This window comes from Cyclobacterium plantarum, from assembly GCF_011290685.1.
In the GTDB taxonomy this organism is placed as follows: Bacteria; Bacteroidota; Bacteroidia; order Cytophagales; family Cyclobacteriaceae; genus Cyclobacterium; species Cyclobacterium plantarum.
Genome location: NZ_JAANYN010000001.1, coordinates 833315 through 854944, shown reverse-complemented (window position 1 = coordinate 854944; position 21630 = coordinate 833315). Strand labels below are relative to the sequence as shown.

17 protein-coding genes are annotated in these 21630 nt (G+C 41.0%); 11 read left to right on the top strand and 6 right to left on the bottom strand.

Translation table 11 applies throughout. The annotated features are described in order from the left end of the window. The first annotated feature begins 65 nt into the window (after positions 1 to 65). Entirely contained in the window at positions 66 to 284 is a 219-nt protein-coding gene (locus G9Q97_RS03535) for a PspC family transcriptional regulator (RefSeq protein WP_166143173.1), read from the top strand. Here G9Q97_RS03535 and G9Q97_RS03530 read toward each other — a convergent pair. Next, positions 281 to 1291, bottom strand: coding sequence for a glycosyltransferase family 2 protein (locus G9Q97_RS03530; RefSeq protein ID WP_166143171.1), 1011 nt, complete (start codon positions 1289 to 1291; stop codon positions 281 to 283). The two genes, G9Q97_RS03535 and G9Q97_RS03530, sit on opposite strands and share 4 nt — an antisense overlap. Further along, positions 1291 to 1623 (bottom strand): YbaB/EbfC family nucleoid-associated protein, encoded by a 333-nt coding sequence (locus G9Q97_RS03525; RefSeq protein ID WP_166143169.1) that lies wholly within the window; start codon positions 1621 to 1623, stop codon positions 1291 to 1293. The genes G9Q97_RS03530 and G9Q97_RS03525 overlap by 1 nt, the downstream gene beginning before the upstream one ends. A 206-nt stretch (positions 1624 to 1829) precedes the next feature. Here G9Q97_RS03525 and G9Q97_RS03520 point away from each other — a divergent pair, with 206 nt between their 5' ends. Next, positions 1830 to 2123, top strand: coding sequence for a hypothetical protein (locus tag G9Q97_RS03520; RefSeq protein WP_166143168.1), 294 nt, complete (start codon positions 1830 to 1832; stop codon positions 2121 to 2123). 2 nt (positions 2124 to 2125) lie between these two features. On the opposite strand, the gene hisS is transcribed toward G9Q97_RS03520, so the two are convergent. Next, positions 2126 to 3511 (bottom strand): histidine--tRNA ligase, encoded by a 1386-nt coding sequence (hisS, locus tag G9Q97_RS03515; RefSeq protein WP_166143166.1) that lies wholly within the window; start codon positions 3509 to 3511, stop codon positions 2126 to 2128. A gap of 168 nt (positions 3512 to 3679) precedes the next feature. Between hisS and G9Q97_RS03510 the strand changes: the two genes are divergently transcribed. Then, positions 3680 to 3829 (top strand): hypothetical protein, encoded by a 150-nt coding sequence (locus G9Q97_RS03510; protein ID WP_166143164.1) that lies wholly within the window; start codon positions 3680 to 3682, stop codon positions 3827 to 3829. 32 nt (positions 3830 to 3861) lie between these two features. On the opposite strand, the gene G9Q97_RS03505 is transcribed toward G9Q97_RS03510, so the two are convergent. After that, on the bottom strand, positions 3862 to 4362 hold the full coding sequence (locus G9Q97_RS03505) for a metallophosphoesterase family protein (protein ID WP_166143162.1): 501 nt from the start codon (positions 4360 to 4362) through the stop codon (positions 3862 to 3864). Positions 4363 to 4565: 203 nt separating this feature from the next. Here G9Q97_RS03505 and G9Q97_RS03500 point away from each other — a divergent pair, with 203 nt between their 5' ends. Beyond that, entirely contained in the window at positions 4566 to 5546 is a 981-nt protein-coding gene (locus G9Q97_RS03500) for a pyruvate dehydrogenase complex E1 component subunit beta (protein ID WP_166143160.1), read from the top strand. A 240-nt stretch (positions 5547 to 5786) separates the two neighbouring features. Then, positions 5787 to 6314 (top strand): hypothetical protein, encoded by a 528-nt coding sequence (locus G9Q97_RS03495; protein ID WP_166143158.1) that lies wholly within the window; start codon positions 5787 to 5789, stop codon positions 6312 to 6314. A gap of 173 nt (positions 6315 to 6487) precedes the next feature. Here the strand turns inward: G9Q97_RS03495 and ffh are convergent, their stop codons facing one another. Continuing rightward, positions 6488 to 7825, bottom strand: a complete 1338-nt coding sequence (gene ffh, locus G9Q97_RS03490; protein WP_166143156.1) for a signal recognition particle protein — start codon at positions 7823 to 7825, stop codon at positions 6488 to 6490. 282 nt (positions 7826 to 8107) lie between these two features. Between ffh and G9Q97_RS03485 the strand changes: the two genes are divergently transcribed. The 6 genes from G9Q97_RS03485 to G9Q97_RS03460 all read left to right on the top strand — a co-directional run bounded on the left by G9Q97_RS03485 (position 8108) and on the right by G9Q97_RS03460 (position 18642). Continuing rightward, entirely contained in the window at positions 8108 to 8605 is a 498-nt protein-coding gene (locus tag G9Q97_RS03485) for a DUF6508 domain-containing protein (protein WP_166143154.1), read from the top strand. Positions 8606 to 8873: 268 nt separating this feature from the next. After that, complete coding sequence (locus tag G9Q97_RS03480; protein WP_166143152.1) at positions 8874 to 13238, top strand: T9SS type B sorting domain-containing protein; 4365 nt, start codon at positions 8874 to 8876, stop codon at positions 13236 to 13238. 4 nt (positions 13239 to 13242) lie between these two features. Further along, positions 13243 to 14220, top strand: coding sequence for a PorP/SprF family type IX secretion system membrane protein (locus tag G9Q97_RS03475; RefSeq protein WP_166143150.1), 978 nt, complete (start codon positions 13243 to 13245; stop codon positions 14218 to 14220). A gap of 105 nt (positions 14221 to 14325) precedes the next feature. Further along, the gene (locus G9Q97_RS03470) at positions 14326 to 16752 is read left to right on the top strand and encodes a hypothetical protein (RefSeq protein WP_166143148.1); all 2427 of its coding nucleotides are present in this window, start codon (positions 14326 to 14328) and stop codon (positions 16750 to 16752) included. Beyond that, entirely contained in the window at positions 16749 to 17804 is a 1056-nt protein-coding gene (locus tag G9Q97_RS03465) for a glycosyltransferase family 4 protein (protein ID WP_166143146.1), read from the top strand. Before G9Q97_RS03470 ends, G9Q97_RS03465 begins: the two co-directional genes overlap by 4 nt. After that, positions 17788 to 18642 carry an FkbM family methyltransferase gene (locus G9Q97_RS03460; protein ID WP_222851897.1) on the top strand — a complete coding sequence of 285 codons (855 nt, stop codon included), beginning with the start codon at positions 17788 to 17790 and terminating at the stop codon, positions 18640 to 18642. Before G9Q97_RS03465 ends, G9Q97_RS03460 begins: the two co-directional genes overlap by 17 nt. Here G9Q97_RS03460 and G9Q97_RS03455 read toward each other — a convergent pair whose 3' ends face one another. Next, positions 18643 to 21594, bottom strand: coding sequence for a T9SS type B sorting domain-containing protein (locus G9Q97_RS03455; RefSeq protein WP_166143144.1), 2952 nt, complete (start codon positions 21592 to 21594; stop codon positions 18643 to 18645). Positions 21595 to 21630 lie beyond the last annotated feature (36 nt).

Here is a 21630-nt window from a genome sequence, read left to right as displayed (position 1 = left end):
TAATCAGGTTATTATCAATATGTTGTTCTTTCAAATGGTTTCTGTACTTTAAACAAGTATTTAATATGGAAAAGATAAAATTATTCTTTCAGGAAAGGGCCTTTGGGGTTTGTTCAAAATTAGGCGAAAAACTTCACTTCCCCATCGATAGTATCCGCTTGTTTTTTATTTACAGCTCATTTATTACTCTGGGTTCACCAATTATCATTTATGTAAGTTTGGCCATGACCATGAAGCTTAGGAAATATTTTCGCAGAATGAACAACCCCATTTTATTTGACTAGGTTAGCTGTGTAAATTTCCTTTTTCCAAATAAATAGTATTGGAAAATAATCGAAAAAATCTGCCTTGATTTTTCGGATTTCAAACTTTTTGTCCTGGATATTCTAAATCCCCCTATTTCCTTCCTTTTTTTTCCAAAATCCAAATACGCCATTGCTACAGCCTTCCCATGGGGCCAGCCCTTGGTAAATAAAAGATGGATCATAGCGGCACAGTCCAATAAAAACCTCAACCATATCACCTGCAAAAACCCTGAAACCGTCAAATTATTGTACAGCATGTAAAGGCTATTCCGGAAATTGAGGTAAGTTTTAAACGGATTAACTTCAGACAAAGTCCCCCCGCCCAAATGGTAAACTTTTGTTTCACTGCAACAATGGATTTGAAAACCTTCCTTTCTCATCCTCCAACACAGATCAATTTCTTCCATATGAGAAAAAAAATGCGGATTAAACCCTCCAAAATCATGAAAAAGGGCCGCTTTCACACAAAAACATGCCCCTGAGGCCCAATCCACCGGGGTGGATTCATCATACTGACCCCGATCCATTTCAAGGGTGTGAAGCAGCCTCCCCCTGCAGAAGGGGTATCCCATACTGTCCAGATAACCTCCCGCTGCCCCGGCATAATCGAAAGAACCCTTTCTACCCAAAGAAAGGATTTTGGGTTGGCAAACGGCAACCTGAGGCCGCACCGCAAGGTATTGAATCAATTTCTCGTCCCATTGCGGCTCAACGGTAACATCAGAGTTCAATAAAATATAAAACTCGTAGTCCCCTTTTAACTTCTCCAAACCCAGGTTGTAGCCTTTGCTATATCCGTGATTTTCTTTCAGGAGTACCAATTTAATCTCCGGGTAATGACTTAGCAAATAATCTACCGAACCATCGCAACTCCCATTGTCAACAATAATTATTTCATAAACCGAGTGATTGTATACCTGAGGAAGGTATTTTTTCAACATACCTTTCCCATTGAAATTCAAAATTACAATGGCAGCTTTTTTCATTAGACCATGTTTCCGAAATCCATGCCCGGAATATTCGGCATCATTCCTGCCGTGGCAGCGCTCATTTTTTCCTTGATTTTAACATCGATATTTTCCAGGGCTTTATTGGTAGCACCAACGATCAAATCCTTCATCATATCTTTGTCCTTCTCATTGATCAGTGAAGGGTCGATTTCTATATCCAACACCTTTCTATCACCATTGACAATCACTTTCACCATTCCGGCTCCTACTTCTCCCTCGGCCTTTAAATGAACAAGTTGGGCCTGGGTCTCTTTGATTTTCGCCTGGGCTTCCTTGACCTTATTCATCATACTCATGATATCTAGCATATATATTTTGTTTGAATGTTATACAAATATAATTTTTTTTGCACTGGCAATCTAAATCTGATTGGGAATTTAATTTTTAAATAAATTCCTTATACCATATTTTATATTAAGAATAAAATTTTAATACCATAATTAAACCTTATTTTTAAGTATTACGTAATAATATTAATACATCCCAACTATTTACCACCTGGATTTTATGAATTATGGAAACACTCGAAAAAGAGGTCATGGTTTTAGAAAAGGAGCAGGTATTGGGGCTCCGTTTTTCAACGGCTGATGTTTTATCTGAGGAGGCATCAATCAAACAACGTTATCTCGATTTGCAAAGGTCCCAGATTTTAGGCAACATCTCCCGGGGAAAGGTTTGGATATATTTTGAAACAGCAGATAAGCAAGCGTTCAAAATTTACACCACCATCTGGGCAGTAGGAGACAGGTTTATATCCTTGAAAAGAGGTATCACCATTCCCATTGGCTCCATTTACAAAATTGACTGAATTTATTCCATTGTGGGATTTTTTACTTCAGAAATCACCCTTTCTACAGAAAGGGTTTCTTGTTTTCCCGTTTTCATATTTTTTAAACTTATCGTTTCATTGGACAATTCTTCCGCCCCCAGAATAGCTACAAAAGGTATATTCTTTTTGTCCGCATAATTGAATTGTTTTTTGATTTTTACCAGATCAGGATAAATCTCAGCGGCTATTCCTGCTTCCCTCAGCATAGCCAGTATTTTCAAGCCTTTATTCCTTTCCTTCTCCCCAAAACAAGCCAGCATTACCTGTGTACTTTCTTTTTGTTGTACGGGAAACATATCCAAAGCATCCAGAACATCGTAAAGCCTGTCCACCCCAAAGGAAAAACCCACGCCGGAAATGCCGGGCAGACCGAAAACCCCCGTAAGGTTATCATACCTTCCTCCACCACTCACAGCTCCTATCTGAACCCCACCAACTTTGACTTCAAAAATTGCTCCTGTATAATAGGAAAGCCCCCGTGCCAATACCGGATCGAAAACCACATGGTCTTCATTACCTCCCAGCATGGCAAGGAATGCCAGTACTTCTTCAATTTCTTCCAGCCCTTTCCTGCCGCTGGAGCTTTGAGTCAGGTACTCCCTGAAAAATTGTAGCCTTTCAAAATTATTTATATGGTTTGTTTCCAGGACCGGGCTTAATGCAGCAACCGCTTCCCCGGAGAAACCTCTTTGAAGAAGTTCCTCGCTTACTTTCTCCCATCCAATTTTATCCAGCTTGTCAATTGCCACGCACAAATCGCCCTCCTTACCCGTTTCTCCGATGACCTCAGCCATTCCGGAAAGAATCTTTCGGTTATTGATTTTGATGGCATAATCCTTCAGACCAAATTTGGCAAAAACCTGTTTGATCATCACTAATATTTCGGCTTCACAAATCAGGCTATCTGTTCCTACCACATCTGCATCACACTGATAAAACTCCCTGTACCTTCCTTTTTGGGGTCGGTCAGCGCGCCACACAGGCTGCATCTGAAAACGCTTAAAAGGATATGTGATTTCATTTTGGTGCATCACCACATACCTGGCAAAAGGCACTGTCAGATCATACCTCAGGCCCTTTTCAGCTATTTTTGGAAGCACATTTCGTTCTCCATCATTAAAATCATCTTTTGTTACTTTTTTCAGGAATTCCCCGCTATTCAGCACTTTAAACAAAAGTTGATCGCCTTCCTCTCCATATTTACCAGTAAGGGTAGACAGGTTTTCCATGGCAGGAGTTTCCAATTGTTGGTATCCAAACAACTTAAATACCTCTTTGATGGTGTCGAAGATATAATTCCTGCGGGCCATCTCTGCAGGATCAAAGTCCCTCATCCCTTTTGGTATACTTGGTTTTTGTTTGCTCATGCTGATAAAATTTGCCCAAAGTTAAAAAATTAAATAAGGATATGGAGGTCAATAGGCCCTTTATTGCTCAGGCCTATGAACTTCTTTTACCAATAGTTAAGGGTTTTTAATGATATTTTATTTACCTTTGCCCTTCATTTTCAGGAACGAAACAAAATAAAAAATAAAATGGCTGTTACTACTTTAAAAAGAAAACTAAAAAGAAAAAGACAGGCTCAAAATGCCAGGATTCTAAAAATCAAACAGTTGAGTGCTAAGCCTGTGATTAAAAACGTGGATGTTGAGGAAATTAAAAAGGGATTTTCCAAAAAAAAATAAATTGAATTTAACCCAGCTGCGGCTGGGTACTTTTATATTTTTCCTCTTTTTCCCAATTCCAAAACTTTTAAATTTTTGATACTTCCATCCAGCTCAAAAGTGAGCATGGTTTTGACCTGATGAAATCCCTGGTTCCCCAAAGCCCCCGGATTCATGTAAAGGCAATCAAGGGCCTTATCATGTATTACTTTACATATATGGGAATGCCCACAAATAAAAATATCCGGCTGAAGTCTTTTTATTTTTGCCTTGACCCCGGTGGCGTACCTGGGAGGCTTCCCTCCAATATGCAGCATCAGTACTTTTACCCCCGCTACCGTAAAAAATAATTCCTCCTCAAGTCTTTGCCTTAATAAGGTATCGTCGATATTGCCAAACACCACTCTTTGAATGGGTTTTTTCGGGAGGCGTTCGAGTACAGCCGAATCGCCTACATCTCCTGCATGCCAAATTTCATCCACCTCCTCCAGGATCGGAATGGCATTTTCCGGAAGCATGCCATGTGTATCACTAATCAATCCAATTTTGACCATTCTGTTTTTTTATTTATCAGCAGCAAAAGGAAATAAAAAATAAAAACGTCCCGCAATTCAGGGATAATGTTCCTACCAATTCCATTAATCCATTTAAAAAATAAAGCTACATAATTACAATTAAACATCCTTATTGATAGCCCAAACTTGGTAATTGATAGATTCCTTTCTATTTTTACGAGCATAGAAAATTTTGTATATAAATGAAAGAAATACAGTTCAGAGACGCGATCAGAGATGCCATGTCTGAAGAAATGAGGAGAGATAAAAACGTGTTCCTCATGGGTGAAGAAGTAGCCGAATACAATGGAGCCTATAAAGCCAGCCAGGGAATGTTGGATGAGTTTGGCCCGGAACGTGTTATAGACACGCCAATTTCGGAACTGGGCTTTTCCGGATTGGGTGTGGGAGCGGCCATGAATGGTCTTAGGCCCATAATAGAGTTCATGACTTTTAATTTTTCACTGGTGGCCATGGACCAGTTGGTTAATTCTTCTGCCAAAATGCTGGCCATGTCCGGAGGACAATACAGTGTTCCCATCGTATTCAGAGGTCCGACTGGTAATGCCGGCCAATTGGGCGCTACTCACTCCTCTAATTTTGAAAACTGGTTTGCCAATACCCCAGGACTGAAAGTGGTTATCCCATCCAATCCATATGATGCCAAAGGATTGCTGAAGGCCGCCATAAGAGATGATAATCCAGTAATTTTCATGGAATCCGAGTTGATGTATGCGGATAAGGGAGAGGTTCCGGAAGGGGAATACCTTTTGCCATTGGGCATTGCGGAGGTCAAAAGGAAAGGGGATGATGTCACGCTCGTTTCATTCGGGAAAATGATGAAAGTGGCGTTCGAAGCAGCAGATGAACTGGCAAAAGATGGTATTAAAGCAGAGGTTATTGATCTGAGAACAGTAAAACCCATAGATTATAAAACTGTTCTGGAATCAGTCAAAAAAACCAACAGGTGTGTGATCGTGGAAGAGGCCAACCCGGTAGCTTCACTTTCCACAGATCTGGCTTACAATATACAAAGGCATGCTTTCGATTACCTGGACGCACCTGTGATGCGGGTTAATTCAATGGATATTCCTTTGAGCTATTCTCCTGCTTATATCGAGGCTACCCTACCCAATGCAAAACGTACCATAGAGGCGGTAAAATCTGTCACTTATCAAAAATAAAAAATTAGGTTTTTTGATTTTGATTAAAAAGCAACCATCCAGGTTGCTTTTTTTTGATATAGGTATAAACTGAATAAGTTTTTATTTAATTATTTGAATTAATTTAACTTATTGAAGGTTTTATCCCTGCTTTTTTTAGTCTTTGTCACGGTTTTTGCGCCTTTTTCCTGACATGGGAGCTCAGTTCTTGGAATGAGATCCCACATGAACCAATTATTGAGACTACTAAAATTAATAATTATGCAATCAAGATATTTGATTTTACTGACATTCTTTTCTTTCCTCCTTGGGGCTTGTTCCGGAGAGAAGAAAGACAGGTATCAGTTTAAGGAGGAGATGGTTTTGGATACGGAAACTGGTGACGAGTACCTATTGAAAAATGCAGACACCATGACGGTTGTTCACATCGATGGGACTTCCGAACCAATTACCGTAAACAGTACGCCATTTGCTGGCAGTGAGGAGTTGAATGAAATGATGGAAAACTACAGGGCCAATCTGGAAGAACGGAAGGAGGAATTATTGGCAAAAGAAAAAGCAAGAATCAAGCAAGAGAGAAAAGAGAGGTACGCCGCATACAGTGATGAGGAACTGGAAGCAAAGTTTAACGAGCTGCATGGAAACGGAGCACCTTTCGAACAGCAAATGGATATTGTGGCTGAATTGGTAAACCGGGAAGTGATCCTGGAGATTGATGCCGCAGAACTTCTGGAAATAGATCCTGAGGATATCGATATGGATATTGAATATTCCGGGACAAATGAATGAATTGTGATTTACGGTTAATAAGGCCATGTTATTTTTTTTTAGAGAAACGGCCCCTTAAATTCACCTGATCTATTTCACATTTAAAAAAATGTGCAGTCCCGAAAGACTGCACATTTTTTTTTGACATATAAATTAAATAGTAGGTAAGAAAATGAGTGGTGACAGCCGCTGGCTTATCTCTTTTTCATATTTCCTCCCAGGGCGCTCATTGCTTTTTGGGCCCCTCCCATTTTGTTCATTTGCTTCATCATTTTTCTCATGTCCGAAAATTGCTTCATCAGGTTATTTACTTCCTGAATGGTCCTTCCACTACCTTTGGCAATCCGTTTTCTTCTACTTCCGTCAATCAAACCCGGATTTCCCCTTTCCTGGGGGGTCATACTTCGGATAATTGCCTCTATGGGTATAAATGACTCATCGTCAATATCCAGGCCCTTAATCGCTTTTCCCATTCCGGGAATCATCCCCAAAAGGTCTTTGATATTACCCATCTTTTTGATTTGCTCCAGCTGGGATAGGAAATCATCAAAATCAAATTGGTTTTTACGAATTTTGGCATTCAGGCGTTTTGCCTCATCTTCATCAAATGACTGTTGCGCTTTTTCGACCAAAGAAACCACGTCACCCATACCCAAAATCCTTTGCGCCATCCTATCGGGGTAAAAAAGATCCAGATTTTCCATCTTTTCCCCGGTGGAAATAAACTTAATGGGCTTGTTCACCACATGTCTGATCGAAATGGCGGCTCCACCCCGGCTGTCGCCATCTAATTTGGTAAGCACCACCCCATCAAAATCAAGCCGCTCATCAAAAGTTTTTGCGGTGTTGACAGCATCCTGTCCTGTCATGGAATCCACCACAAACAATGTTTCTGAAGGATTAAGGTTTTCCTTTAATGCTGCGATTTCATTCATCATGACCTCGTCTACTGCCAAACGACCGGCCGTATCTACAATCACCGTCTTCTTGCCCGATTTTTTTGCAAAATCAATGGCGTTTTGAGCGATTTGGAGCGCATTTTGATTTCCAGGCTCAGCATATACCTCTATGCCTATCTGAGCACCTAAGGTCTTTAACTGTTCAACGGCAGCAGGTCTGTACACATCACAGGCTACCAACAAGACCTGTCTTCCCTGCTTTTTCAAGTAAGTCCCCAGCTTACCCGAAAAGGTAGTTTTACCTGATCCCTGCAAACCGGAAATAAGAATCACAGAAGGATCTCCCTTTAGGCTAATCTCTTCTTTGGAACCACCCATCAGATTAGTTAGTTCTTCCTGGGTAATTTTTACAAGAAGCTGTCCTGGAGATACGGCAATCAGTACATCCCTACCTAAAGCTTCTTCCTTGATCTTATCGGTGACTTCTTTGGCTACTTTATAGTTCACATCTGCATCAATCAATGCCCTCCTGATTTCCTTTACAGTCGTGGCCACATTGATTTCAGTAATCTTTCCAGTACCCTTTAAGGTTTTAAATGCCCTGTCTAATTTATAACTCAGATTGTCAAACATGTCATTAGTCTTTTGAATCCACAAAAATAGCGTTTTTTTTTAACCTTGGCAGGCATGTAGGATAAAACTCTACACTAAAAGATATTTAAGCATTTCCTTGTAATGTTCCTTTTTTCTTCTAAATTTTAATAGTCAAAAAACGCAAAAAGGTGTATATAATATACAAAAATACCCTGAACAGGGTATTTTTTTGATGAAAAAAAAGTCGTTACTTACACATTCAAACGAATCATTTTCAATCCTTTAGTCGTAAATTGTAATAATTTAACCAAAAACCAAGAAATGATGATCAAAGACCAAATTCCATTATTTATTCCACTGGGAAGTTTTTCAGACCATTGCAATAGTCTGGACAAAAGAAAACTGATGCCGATTATCGATTTAATCCATGAAATGGAGCTCAAATTTTATAAAGCCGAGAAAGTACTGGGCATTTCGGATATGAGTGAAATTTCACTTAGCACCATTGGTTTAAGCGGTATACATGTCAGGTTACTGGATGCCATATTAAAGTTAAGGCTGGTTCCTTTGTTTGATTGGATGTTGTGGAAAAATGATGCTGAAAAGTATTATCAGGCACCAAAACAGCTTTATGGATTAGACACCGTAACCCTGGGGAAAGTCACAACCGTATTGTTAAGATCTCAAACCTTATACGGCCCTTCTTTCCTTGAATCAAAAATCAAGGACAAGTTTGTACTGGAACTTCTAAAAGCAATCGTTAATTCCCTTGATAAAAATTATATTTCCAGCCATAGTCAGGTCGAAAACCTGGATTAATCACTTTCTATCCCCTACAAATTAAGAAATTGATTTAAAACAAAATACCCAAGCTTAATCACCCGTTTATTTTTTTTTGCCCTTCATCGGTTAAATTCCTGCCGATGTTTTTATTCATAATAGGCTAATAAAGTGCCTTTTACCAATATTTTACTAAAAAATCAGGATTTTTCAAACCATATCTACAACTTGGTTCGTTATTTGAAGTTAAGCAATAGCAATATTTGCTGCATTTTAGAAAATTAGACAGGTGAGCAACAAGGCTTCAATGACTTTGAAAAAGAAAGAAAATAAAACAAACCAATATAATTCAGGATTTTTCTTGTTTTTGTTTATCTGTTTTTTATCCATTTTTGGAGCAACAGCACAACAAGAGCCTACCCTGCAAACCAATTTAAAGCAACCATCCTGCCTGGGAGATGGAGAAATTTCCGTGACCCTGCAAAATGTTGAAAACCCGGTTGACCTGGTATACCATTTGTATTTGTTGCCCGACCCCGCTCCTATTGCTACCAATGAAACGGGTCTATTTACTGGATTGGCTGAAGGAAACTACAGCATTGAGGCAAGTTTTACCTTGGAAGAAGATCCGCTGGAAATTTCCACTGAGGTCACGCTTAATTCTACTTTTGAAGCCTTGTCTTTTACCATCCTGACTCAGGGGCTATGCGAAAACGAATTGAGTGCCTTAGAGGTTGTCGTCAACCAGGGAAAGCCACTAACTTATGAACTTAGAGGGGACCTGCAACGAGCACCGCAGGAAAGCCCTTTTTTTGAAGATCTTCCTGCCGGTAGTTATACTGTGGCTGTCACAGATGAATGTGGAGACCGCCTTTCTCAGTCTTTTGATATACGAAAGACCGAATTGGTAATAGATGGTGAAGTCCAAAATTTCCAACCAGCCTTGAGCAGTTGTGGGGAAATTTCCGTAGGTCATTTTCTGCGTGCAGCTGGAACCGAAATCGCGTATCCGCTTGAGGTAAAGTTTACTGTGCAGGCTCCAGATGGCGGGGAAGAGGAAATCATTACGGAAGTTACAGAAGGGGACGGATCCGAAATCTCACTGGTGGGAAGTATTCCCTTTTACAATGGCGAATCTTATAGTTACGATCTTCTGGTTACTGATAACTGTGGGCAAACGGCCCTCCTGGAAAACAACATCATTGACCGAAGTTTGAGAATATCCGAAGACTTGTTTTGGGGAGCCGGTCCATGTGGAAAAAGGCGATTATCTGTAAAACCTCTGAATTTTGTTCCGCCTTTTCAAATTAATTTTTCGGAATATCCCGAAGATTTCGATCCTTCTTTGTTTAACGAAGCTTACCCGGGGCCATTCGAAGAAGAAAACATTTTTTTTGGGTCGGAAGAAATGCCCATTCCATTTGGAGTTTATACTTTTGTTATAGAAGATGCCTGCGGTAATACAGCCAGCCTTTCACGGGAATTCAGAGATTTGTTGCCAGGACCAGCAGCCACTGTATATAAAGGATGTGGCCCCAATACAGGTTCCTTGCAATTGAACAGTTTTGATTACCAGTTTAACCGGATAGAAATGGTAGCTGGCCCGGAAATCTTCGATGAGTTGTTTCCTTTGGATGTGTCAGAAAACATCAGTCAAAATGACCCCAGAAGGTTTTTTATGAATAACCTCCCTGCAGGTGATTATGAATTTGTTTCTTACACAACCTGCGAAACGGAGCATGTCACGGAGGTAACAATAGAAGGAGCAAGCATCATAACCAATGAAATTGAGATTGACGAGAATTGTGGTTCTTTCAATTTACACCTGAATCACCAGGACAATTTGGACGAAAACCAAACCACACGCTTTGGCATTCAAAAACTTGAACCCAACTCGGGTGAATGGGTTCACCCGGAAACGGGACAGGCTTATGTGGAAGGTGAAGAACTGAATGAGGCCAATTCCATTCTGATTATAAATGGCGCAAATAATATTAATTTAAATTACTACGGTGAACTGAGGCTTGTGAAATCCATCCGAATTTGGAAAAACGGGCAAGACATAGTCCCCAATGAGCCTTCATTTAATTACTGTCTGGAAACATTAAATCAATTTGAAGTCCGGGAACGAAGCACTTTTACAAGCATCAATACCTTTCAGTGCGTGGAAGGCAATTATGAACTGTCTGTCAGCGCCTCCGGATATCCGCCGATCACCTATAAAATAGTGGAAAAGAATGGCCTGCCTTTTGAAATCAACAATGGTGAAGACCCTCTTTTTAAAGACCTGGAAGCAGGCCGGTATCGGTTACAGTTAGAGGATGACTGCGGAAATTTAACCAATACCACGGTCCAGGTCAGAGGAGAAAACCTACCGAAAATTATTCCTGAAAATCTTTGCGAGGGCGAACAAGGCAAGTTATCCATCAAAAATCTGGATTTTCTTGAATTTGAATGGTTCAATATTGACAGTCCGGATGTGGTTCTCAGCACTACTTCAAGCCTTGAATTTTCGCCGTTTAACCTGGCGACCCATGAAGGGGTATATGGTGTGAGATTGAGTGCCGGAAATCCGGAATCCTGTCTGAACGAAACCCTGGAATTTACCATTGATGAGGACAGTTTGAATCCCGAACCCGGTGAGGGACAAGTGGCTACGGTATGTAAAGGGGAAATCATTGACTTGTTTGACTTTCTGGAAGGGCCTTTCAATGATTATGGCACCTGGGAGGAAATTACAAACAGTGGCGCATTGATTGAAAACACCTGGTCTACAACCAGCCTGAGTGAAGGAAGTTACACCTTTGAATACAACATCACGGGTATTTGCTCCGGGGAAAGATCTACACGGGTAACCATCATTCTTAGCGATGTGCCATCACCGCCTCAGGGATATGGTGTACAGGAGTTTTGCATGCCCGGGGAATATACAGTCTCTTCCCTTACCGCTACAGGAGAAAATATCAGGTGGTTTTTATCTCCGGAGGGAGGGACAGCCCTTTCAAATGATGTTCTTTTGGATTCTGGCCTTACCTATTACGCCGATCAGACGGTTGATGGTTGCCCCTCCGACCGAAGATTGGCTGTTCAGGTATTTGTTTATCCCGAAGTGTCTGGCTATAATATAACGGAGGATCAAACTGTATTTCAAATGGAAGTTCCTGAAATTTTGGTGGGAGAAGACCCTGAAGGAGGTTCAGGTGAATTCTCTTTCCAATGGGAGATTAAAACTGAAAGCGGAGATTGGACAAGTATTGGGGGAGCAAGGAATAGGGATTTTTCTCCTCCACCCCTGAGGAACAGCACCCAATTCAGAAGAATCACCACAGATGAGGCCTGCGGACCTTTTATCAGCAATGAAGTTACCATAACGACGGAAGTTGCACCGATCAAAGCCAATGATGATGTGTTCGGACCCCTGGTCAATTATGAAACCAATCTCCTATCTTCGGTGTATGAAAATGATAGCCTGAAAATGAGACCTGTCGGAGCAGATGAGGTAACTTTATCAGTATTGTCCATCAGGGATGAAGCCGGCAATGATCAAAATCTTGTTTACTCCCTTGACGAAAATGGTGTTTTCTCCATTCCGGAAGACAGTCCACCAAACACTTACATTCTGGAATACCGGCTTTGCCAATCCGATGTTTCAGAAAATTGTGATGAAGCAGAAATACAAATCAGGGTGGTAGGTATAGAAATGGACATAGAAAAAACAATTAGCCGCAGGCAAGCAGTGGCAGGAGAAATTGTGGATTACTCCATTTCGGTGACCAACAAAAGCATTTTTTCATTGGAAGAAATATCCGTAACAGAATTGCTTCCTGAAGGCTTGATATTGCTTTCGGCCAATCCTCCGCCGGGCGAAGATGACACCTGGGTCCTTGCCCAGTTAAGCCCTGACGAAAACGTGAATCTGGAATTATCCGTTTTGGCCGCAGAAGAAGGAAACTACACCAACCAGGTTCGGGTAAGGGTAGAAAATTTTGACAACACCATCGATAGTGAGCGGTTGGAAGTACGTCCCAAGATGATTGATTTGTCTGTCCTTAAAACATCCACTGCGGAACCTGTAAGAGATGGGGACAATTTCAACTACCAGATCAATATAGAAAACAATGGCATGGATGCTGCTGATAATGTACGCATCGTGGATTTTCTACCTTCAGGTTTGCAATATGTCAATGCAGGTCTGGTAAATGGGGGATTGCCCCAGGAACCCGATTTCAGACAAGAAGGTCAGGAATTAATATGGGAAATTGCTTCCTTCCCCGTAGGTGCCAGCTTGCAGATTACGCTTACAGTGGCCGCCATAAAGGATGGAAGGATGAGGAATAGGGCGGAGGTAAGCGGTGATGGAATAGATACCCAACCGGAAAACAATACATCTGTAGAAGAAAAAAACATTCTTCCTCTTTTTATTCCCAACGTAATTAAACCGGATTTAGATGGCAGGAATGATACCTTTGTCATTGATGCCGGACACAAGTTTGAACAAATTGAGCTTTTAATATTTAACCGCTGGGGGGATCTGGTATTTTCGGCCCGGGATTATCAAAATGACTGGGATGCTTCAGGTCTGTTGGCCGGAACTTATTATTATCAGGTGAAGGGTACTGACTTCAGTGGAATCGAAAAAGAGTACAAAGGATGGGTGCAGGTGATTAAATAAGAACATGAATTTTTCTTACTATACTTATACAATAACAGCAATTGTCGGGTTTTTCTTGTTTCAAAAACCCAGTCAGGGGCAACAAATGCCCCAATACAGTCAATATGTCTTCAATGCCCTGCATATCAACCCTGCTTATGCCGGGTACAAGGTAGACCCATTTGTACAGGCTACCTACAGGAGTCAGTTTATGGATTTTCCCGGATCCCCAAATACGATTTCCATATCAGCCGACAAAGGAAACCTGGAAGAAACAATGGGTTATGGCATCTCCATTACCGCTGATGAACTTGGCCCCTACTCAACCCAGTCAATCCTACTTACCTATGCTTATAAAGTAAGGCTTACCCGGGATAGCTATTTGGGACTGGGGGTAAGTTCGGGAGTTTCAGAACATGTACTGGATGCAGGAAAACTTCAACCTGATGATCCATCCGATCCCGGGATTCCACAGGGCCGTATCAACGCATTTGCACCAAATTTAAATGCAGGCGTATTTTATCATACACCCAATTTTTTTTCCGGAATAAGTGCTTTTAACCTTGTTGGGCAAAACAGCCTGAAAAACAGTGATTTGTCTTTGGCCACAAATAACTACCATTTTTATTTTCAGGCAGGTGGATTGCTACCCGTTAGGAGCGGTTTAGCATTTAAACCCTCTGTTTTGGTAAGGGAAGATCTCAATGGCCCCAGCAGCTATGATATCAATACTATGTTTTTATTCAACGAGCAGTTTTGGCTGGGAGCTGCCTTCAGGTCTTCCGTGATGAAGGGAAATATGGATTTTGGTGATCTCCCCTCCGGCAGAACGGCTTTGGTGATCCTATTCGACTTGTTTGTTACCGAAGAGGTACGTTTTGGGTATGCATATGACTTCAACCTAAACAGCAAAAACAACTACAGAAATAACAGTCATGAATTTTCTTTGGGCTATTACATCAACAATAAATGGCTAAAAACTCCTTCTCAACGGGTTTTTTAAGTGTTTGTCTCCTTAGCTTATGTCTTCTATTAACCAATAATCCATTGAATTTTCTTAATTTGCATGCTATTAAACCAAGCAGACCAAAGACCAATACCCCGGATCATGAACGTTAATTTAAAAGAAGTCATATTACCCCATTTTTTAGCTATTCTTTCCTTTTACCTGGTTGTTATCATTTATTTTTCTCCCATAGTGTTTGAGGGCAAAATGATATTTCAATCGGATATACTGCAATGGGAAGGATCTGCAAAAGAATTGCTGGACCATCGGCAGCGCACCGGAGAAGAAGCCTTATGGACCAATAGCATGTTTGGAGGGATGCCTGCCTATTTGATTCATCTGGACCCAAAGGGCGACATTACCAATACCCTGATAAAAGTACTGACCCTGGGCCTGCCACATCCGGTAAGCGGACTTTTCTTTGGCATGGTGTCTATGTACCTGCTGTTGATGGGTTTTAAAGTGAGGCCTGCCATTGCTGCTCTGGCTGCGTGGGCCTTTGCTTTCAACACCTTCAATTTTCTGAGTCTTGAAGCGGGACACAATGCCAAAATCTGGTCGGTATGCATTATCCCACTAATATTGGCCGGGGTACATTTGGCATTTTCAAACAAAAAATTCCTTGGCCTGAGTCTTACAGCCCTTGCGGTGCTGCTTCAATTAAAGTTCAACCACCTGCAGATCACTTATTATACACTGATCCTGGTAGTGATCTATGGCATAGGACAATTGGTAAAGGCCTTTCAAGAGAAAAAACTGATCTCTTTCGGGAAAATAACTGCCCTGCTGCTCGCAGGAGCTATTTTGGGAGGGTTGGGAAATCTGGCCAGGTTATCAGCAGTATTGGAATACGGCAAATATTCCATCCGGGGAGAACGTAACCTGCCGCAAGCAGAAGAAAATGATTCCGGTCTGGATAAAAACTATGCCTTTAATTGGTCCAATGGAAAGCTGGAAACATTCACCCTGCTGATACCCAATTATTTTGGGGGAGCCAGTCAGCAGGCCTTACCGGATAATTCCGCAGCAGAGCAAGCCCTCAGATCACAGGGAATGGAGCCTCAACAAATCAACCAATTTGTAAATAATGCTCCTACTTATTGGGGCGACCAGCCCTTTACAGGGGGCCCAATCTATGGTGGAGCCATCATGATTTTTCTTTTTATTCTCGGTATATTGTTTGCGCCTCCACTGTATAGAAATGTGCTGATGGCCATGACCCTGATTACATTGATGCTTTCCTGGGGTAAAAATCTGGAATGGTTCAATTACACCCTTTTTGACTACCTGCCCGGCTACAATAAATTCAGGGCTGTTTCGATGGCACTGGGTATCACGTTATTGGTGATCCCCATCCTTGGCGCCCTTGGTTTGGAACAAATCTTTTTGAACCAGAAGTCAGATAAGACCAAAGTAGCCTTTTTTAAAGGTTTGGGTATTACTGCCGGCCTGATATTGCTTGCATTGGTCTTTGCTCATTGGTCAGGTTTCAGGGGTACCAATACCGGTTATCCGGATTGGTTACAGGCTGCTTTAAAAACCGACAGGAAAAGCCTGCTACATGCAGATATTTTTCGCACAGCCATTTATATTGGCGCCGCAGCCTTTTTGCTTGGGCTGGCCCTGTACGAAAAATTGAAAATCGAATATGCCATTATTGCCACAGGCTTGTTGGTATTGGTAGACCTATGGGGAATCAATGGCCGGTATCTTGACGGGGACAGTTTTTCGGAAAACCCAAGTGAGCAACATTTTGCAGCCACTCCGGCAGATGAAAAAATCATGCAGGATGAGGGGTATTTCAGGGTTTTGAATATACAAAACCCCTTTAATGATGCCAGAACGAGTTACCGGTTCAATAGCATTGGGGGTTATCATGGTGCCAAAATGAGTCGTTATCAGGACCTGATCGAGCGGGTTCTGCAACCAGAAATCGATCAATTTGTTAAGAAAGCGCAAGAAGGTAATTTTGACTATGCAGGCATACCTGTTTTGAACATGCTCAATACCAAATACATCCTGGCTGGCCGGGGAGCAAATGCGGTTTTCAGGAATCCTGAAACCAACGGAGCTGTTTGGTTTCCTCAAGAAATCATTCCTGTGGACAGTAATGAAGAAGAAATCAGCACCCTTGCAGCAATTGAAACAAAAATAGAGGCTACTTATAACTCCAGTGATACCGGGAATGCACTTCCCGTTGGCAGTGGAAACCTCTCCCTTGATAGCAATGAACCTGACAAGTTGGTTTATTCCGGCAAAGTGGAGGAGGAAGGCCTGGCGGTTTTTTCAGAAATCTACTATCCTGAGGGCTGGAAGGCAATGGTCAATGGAGAGGAAGCGGAAATCCACAGGGTAAATTACCTTTTGCGGGGCCTAGTCCTTCCAGAAGGAGAGGTAAGGGTGGAGATGAAGTTCCAACCTCAGTCTTATTTCCGTAACAGGACACTATCTGCCATATTTCAATATGCTGTTTTGGGATTGGTCTTATTTGGAGTCTTCATAGAAGGGAAAAAACGTACGTTGGCATGAAAAAAAAGAAGGTATTATTCATTACCCCATTTTTTCCTTCATTTGTACTGAGCGATATTCAAATTTTAAGAGAAAACTTTAAAGTCAACATCAATCACTACCCCTGGCAACACAAGCACCTGGCTCCGGTTTTCTTTTTTCTCCAATTTTTTTCCGTATTGTTTAATTCAATTCGCGTAGATGCATTTGTAGTCAGTTTTGGTGGGTATTGGTCCGTTTGGCCGGCAATAATAGGTAAAATATTTAGAAAAAAAACATATATAATTTTGCATGGAACAGATTGTGCCTCTATTCCCGAATTAAATTATGGTAGTCTGAGGCTACCTTTGCTAAAAGCAGCTTGTCGTTATTCCTATCGTTATTCAAGTTGCTTGTTACCGGTGAGTGAATCTTTGACCAATACCTATCTGGATTTTGATCAAACCATTAATCACAAATCTCAGGGAATTTATCAACACTTTCCTAACCTAAAAACCCGGATTATTACGGTTCACAATGGATTCGATCCAGAAATATGGCCATTTAAGGGTTTTGAAATGAAACCTGCAGGTTCATTTATTGCTGTTATGTCAAAACCTCAATATCAATTGAAAGGAGGAGATCTCATTGAAGAAGTGGCCACCTTGTTTCCGAATCTTGATTTTAAAATTGCGGGAATGGATAGCCCGGAGGAACCCTATCCTGCCAACCTACACTTTTTAGGAAAGCTACAACAACAGAAATTATCAGAAGTTTATCGAAATAGCAGGTATTACCTTCAACTTTCCTCCTTTGAGGGATTTGGATGCGCTTTGGCAGAAGCCATGCTATCCGGATGTATACCCATAGGTTCTTCGGTAAATCACATTCCCTACATTATTGCAGATTATGGATTGATCCTCCCCCAAAAAAATAAGGGTTTGCTTCAAAAAGCCATAAATCAATTACTTTCCCTTGACCAACCTGAAGAAATGTCCCGAAATGCCAGACGGCATATTATCGAAACATTCCCTATTTCCTTAAGGAAAGAAAAAATTTCCCACTTACTCGATCATTATGAGGAACAAAATTGAAAAATTTTTAAGCGGTATATCTAGACAGCTATTCCGGATTCCCGGGGGGTATTATATTGTAAAATTTCTGAAAAATTTATTTCCTGTACCAAAAACGCCCAACTGGAGAATATTTAGGTTTAGGGGAATAGTATTTAAAGTAGACCTATCCAAAGGGATGGGTAATGCCATTTATTGGCGGGGAGCACATGATTGGGGCCCTTTATTTGTACTAGAAAGCATACTAAAAAAGGGAGCTACATTCATCGATATAGGTGCCAATCAAGGGGAATACACACTTTGGGGGCTTCGGAAAGTCGGGCTTGAGGGAATGGTGGTAGCCTATGAGCCCTCCAATGCCATTTTCCAGCAACTGGAAGAAAATATCCGACTGAACCCCCAATACACTCAGGCAGTAAAAACCCGTAAACTAGGTCTATCTAACAAGCCCGGTAAGTTGAAGTTATATACAAAGTCAGGATCCAATGAGGGAGTAAACAGTATCTTCCCCTCTGAGGAACATGATGTTTTTTTAAATGAGATTAATCTATCAACCCTGGATAAGGAAGTGGAAACCCTGGGTTGGAAAAGGATAGACTGTCTGAAAATTGATGTGGAAGGTGCAGAATTAAATGTGCTTTTAGGTGCTGAAAAGACAATTCACAAGTTTCGCCCCATTATTATCACTGAAATCAGTAAAAGTTCCTGTGAGGCTGCCGGATACGACCCAAAAAAAATCCTGCAATTTTTAGAAAATCACCATTATAAATTAAATATTATTGGACTCAGAGGTAAGATTCGACCGATAAATAAGGATACGATTCCTGATTTTTTCAACCTTATCGCTTTCCCAATTTGACTATTTCACTAAAGTGAATGAACCCGTCTTTTGGTATTCAGCCTCTTCCCCGTTGATATAAAAAAGCTTATATAGGTAATTTCCTACAGGCATATCTAGGCCATTGCGTTTCCCGTCCCATCCTTGGCTATTGATGTCGTCAGTGAAAAACAGCAATTCTCCCCATCTGTTAAAGACCCAAAATTGAATATCCTTTAACCCCGAAAACACTGGAAAGAAATAATCATTTGAATTGTTTCCATTTGGACTAAATGCTGTTGGTACCCTTATAAAAAAACCTGATATTTCCAGATGTTCTTCATAAATCACCTGACAACCCTTTTCGTCCTCTACTACTAATTTGACCAAATATTCCCCACTTTCGCCATATTGGATAATTGGATTCGGTTGTGTGCTTTCTTCTCCGTTTCCGAATTCCCAATAATAAGTAATATTCTCCTCAGAATTTACCGTACTAAAAAACTGGATTTCGGAATTTTGATATAAAACCCCATAATCATTAAAAGAACTGGAATTATAGGTAAAAATAGCACCCAAATCAGGTTCTGATATTTGTTTAACCTCGGCTGTTTGAGAGGCAATGCATCCATTTATATCCGACAGTGTCAAGCGGTAAACCCCACCTTGCAAAGCAGTGATTTCATATTGACCTTTTTCAGCAATGACCAACTGTTCAGAAAAATTGCCATCACTGTTGGTTTCTCCTTCAACACTTAGTACGAAGGGTGGATTATCTCCCTCCACCATAACTACGATAACACCATTTGCACTTTGATCACAGCCAAGTTCCAGGTTGCTTTCCGCTTCCAAAACCTCTAGTGAAAAAATGGGGCCCTCAGGCAATAATACTGAGGCTTCTGCTACACATCCCAGAGAATCTGTCACAACAACCCTATATTCACCTGGCTCAATATTACTTAAATTAGGTGTAGTTGCACTTTCAGGATCATCCCACAAGTAGGTGTAGGGTCCCTTTCCTCCGGATACAATTACTCCGATTTCGTTGTCACTGCCCTTACCACAATTGTTGGATATAGAAACCACCGGCTCCAGAGATAGATCGTTTCTGAAAATAGTAAATTCCTTATAACACTCATTCTGAGCAGAATGTGCCGCATACACTGTTAATTCATCCTGCTGCAACCTTATGTTTTGGCTCAGTGAAAGTTTTGGATCATCAGGGCCACTGGGCAGGTTAAGGTAAAAATTGGTGCCCGCAGGAAAATAGCTTGAAAAGTCACTGACCCTGACACTATCGTTCTCAGTCACACACACGGGAATTCCTGTGGAATTCCACCCACAGTGGTCCTCCAAAAATCCGTCCATTTCCAAACCAAAAAGCAAAGGTCCTCTAACAGGTTCATCAAGGCAATCCACTGATTCGTTATAACCTATGATAAAAGATATGGGGTCAAGAGAAGTTTGAGTGAGCGAATTTTCTCCAAATACGCTACCATCAATTTCGAAACTTCTATCACAAATAGCCATTAATTCCTGACAGCTTTCCGAAACTTGCATCCTATATCTAAAAGTGCCTAATATTTCCTCTTTGTCTTCGGGAGATGGCAAAAATCCCATTTCCCAAACGATAGTGCCTCCGGAACCAACTTGAGAAAAATAATTGAATGCTCCATTGGAACTCTCATCAAAATAAAGTTCCGGGAAAGCGTCTAGAAATGTGAGTCCCTCTGGTATTGGAATTTCAATTTTTGAGCGGTCTATTGGGATATCGCCTTTGTTTTTTATGGTTACCATAAATTCCAATTCATCTCCGGGAAAAAACTCAGGGAACACATCGTTTACCTCATTGCCATTAACCGAAATTAGTTCATGGAGCGGCTCAACCTCCACATCATTGGCATCGATTGCCATCGTAATGTTATAAATTACATATACATCCCAAGTTGACCCGTACCTGAATGTAGTACTGGTTTGGTTATTTGCCACAACACTATTTCCTTGGTTATCAATTTCAAAAACAGAAATATCCATCCCAGTATTGTTTTTTAAATTCGGGCTTCTGGAATTGCCACCAGTGTAAATGGAAGAATTAAAAAAATTATTGTTTTCATTATTGCCATGACTCAGCTTTTCAAAGGCATTGGTGTTCTCTCCTCTCTCAATAGCAAAATAGTCTCCATCTGCACCAACATCACCTTCACCTGCCATTAGGCCTAATTTTAAATTTACATCTCCACTTTTGGCAGCAGAAAAACCTGAAACCTGTATGTCATAAGACGCAGCACCTTGTCCCCGAACAAATGCATAGCCATCGAAAACGGATATATCTCTTTTTTTCATGGCAAGGTTTTCATAAACAACCACCATACCCCAGCCTCCATAGTGATAATTAGTCCCTTCTGTCAAGCCGATGTCTGCAACAGTATATTCCCCCTCACCCCAATCACGTACCCATTCGGTAACATCTTTATACCCTACAAATAAACCCAGATCAGTATTTAGGGATTCAGGAAACCTGATCTCATCATCGAATACCTCAAGGTCAATATAATCCTGCTGTCCCGGTCCTTTAAATTTTACCTTACGTTTGTCCAATTGCCTGTTTATACCGTTTTTTTCAACAGTAAACGTTAATTCAGAAGCTCCCCTTCCTGACCAGTACAACCCTGCATACAAAACCTTTGTACAGGAAGAGTTTGCACCATTTTCCTCAGGAAAATTAAGTGTGGCTGAGGAACTATTAAAAGTGTTGGGGTCAGAATCAACATCAACAAAAACCATCATCCCGTCATTCATCAAATCCTCACCGTAATTGAGTAAGGTCATGTTGGTGTTTCCCAACATCGCAAAATCACCATTGATACTAAAAATAGTTCTCAACGGCGACCCAGTAGAAGAACGCTCAGAGAATTCAATCCTTACCTGAGAAAAAAGACTCCCACTTAATGTAAAGAACAAGAAAATAAAACCATTTAAAAATTTCCGACTCATTAAAATATTACCTTAAAAAACTAGTGTTGAAATTTC